General features: G+C 51.0%; 9 tRNA genes and 1 rRNA gene. All 10 read left to right on the top strand.

The window, feature by feature from the left end:
- The first annotated feature begins 135 nt into the window (after positions 1–135).
- Positions 136–258: ribosomal RNA gene (rrf, locus tag JCM21714_RS17730) — 5S ribosomal RNA — on the top strand.
- 7 nt (positions 259–265) lie between these two features.
- Positions 266–344 (top strand) — tRNA-Val (locus tag JCM21714_RS17735).
- 5 nt (positions 345–349) lie between these two features.
- A tRNA-Thr gene (locus JCM21714_RS17740) sits at positions 350–428 on the top strand.
- A 4-nt stretch (positions 429–432) separates the two neighbouring features.
- Positions 433–508, top strand: a tRNA-Lys gene (locus JCM21714_RS17745).
- Between the two features lie 8 nt (positions 509–516).
- Positions 517–602 (top strand) — tRNA-Leu (locus JCM21714_RS17750).
- A gap of 17 nt (positions 603–619) precedes the next feature.
- A tRNA-Gly gene (locus JCM21714_RS17755) sits at positions 620–696 on the top strand.
- 51 nt (positions 697–747) lie between these two features.
- A tRNA-Leu gene (locus tag JCM21714_RS17760) sits at positions 748–839 on the top strand.
- Positions 840–843: 4 nt separating this feature from the next.
- A tRNA-Arg gene (locus JCM21714_RS17765) sits at positions 844–923 on the top strand.
- A gap of 3 nt (positions 924–926) precedes the next feature.
- A tRNA-Pro gene (locus JCM21714_RS17770) sits at positions 927–1,006 on the top strand.
- A gap of 17 nt (positions 1,007–1,023) precedes the next feature.
- Positions 1,024–1,099: transfer RNA gene (locus tag JCM21714_RS17775), tRNA-Ala, on the top strand.
- Positions 1,100–1,105: the final 6 nt, after the last annotated feature.

Raw genomic sequence — 1,105 nt, forward strand, 5'->3', positions numbered from 1 at the left:
TCTTTTATGTATGGTTTGTTTGATTCTTGTCTGCAATTCTTATCTAGTTTTTAGGGTATATTAAAAAAACTAAAAAAAACTCTTGCATTTATAATGTAAAGTGAGTTATAATATATCTTGTCCTTGAAAAAAGAGTCTAGTAACGATAGCGGAGAGGTCACACCTGTTCCCATGCCGAACACAGTAGTTAAGCTCTCCAGCGCCCATGGTAGTTGGGGGGGCTCGCGCCCCCCCTGCGAGAGTAGGACGTTGCTAGGCGTACATCGGAGGATTAGCTCAGCTGGGAGAGCACTTGCCTTACAAGCAAGGGGGGGTCGCAGGTTCGAGCCCTGCATCCTCCACCATTTAAGCCGGTCTAGCTCAATTGGTAGAGCAACTGACTTGTAATCAGTAGGTTGGGGGGGGTTCAAGTCCTCTGGCCGGCACCACTTGGAGCCATTAGCTCAGTTGGTAGAGCATCTGACTTTTAATCAGAGGGTCGCAGGTTCAAATCCTGCATGGCTCACCATTATTATAGCGGGTGTGGCGGAATTGGCAGACGCGCTAGACTTAGGATCTAGTGTCTATCGACGTGGGGGGTTCAAGTCCCTCCACCCGCACCATACAATTTTATGATTTAGCGGAAGTAGTTCAGTGGTAGAACATCACCTTGCCAAGGTGGGGGGGTCGCGGGTTCGAATCCCGTCTTCCGCTCCAGAATCTTAATCATTTTGTTTGCCAGATGATTAAAGTGTTATTTCTTTCTGTGCCGGGGGGGTGGCGGAATTGGCAGACGCACAGGACTTAAAATCCTGCGGTGGGTTTCCACCGTGCCGGTTCGAGTCCGGCCCTCGGCACCATCTAGCGCCCGTAGCTCAATTGGATAGAGCGTTTGACTACGGATCAAGAGGTTAGGGGGGGTTCAACTCCTCTCGGGCGCACCATTACGGGAAGTAGCTCAGCTTGGTAGAGCACTTGGTTTGGGACCAAGGGGGGGTCGCAGGTTCGAATCCTGTCTTCCCGACCATTTTACAACTTTATTCTGGGGCCTTAGCTCAGCTGGGAGAGCGCCTGCTTTGCACGCAGGAGGTCAGCGGTTCGATCCCGCTAGGCTCCACCAATATTA

Source organism: Gracilibacillus boraciitolerans JCM 21714 (assembly GCF_000521485.1).
Classification (GTDB): Bacteria; Bacillota; Bacilli; order Bacillales; family Amphibacillaceae; genus Gracilibacillus; species Gracilibacillus boraciitolerans.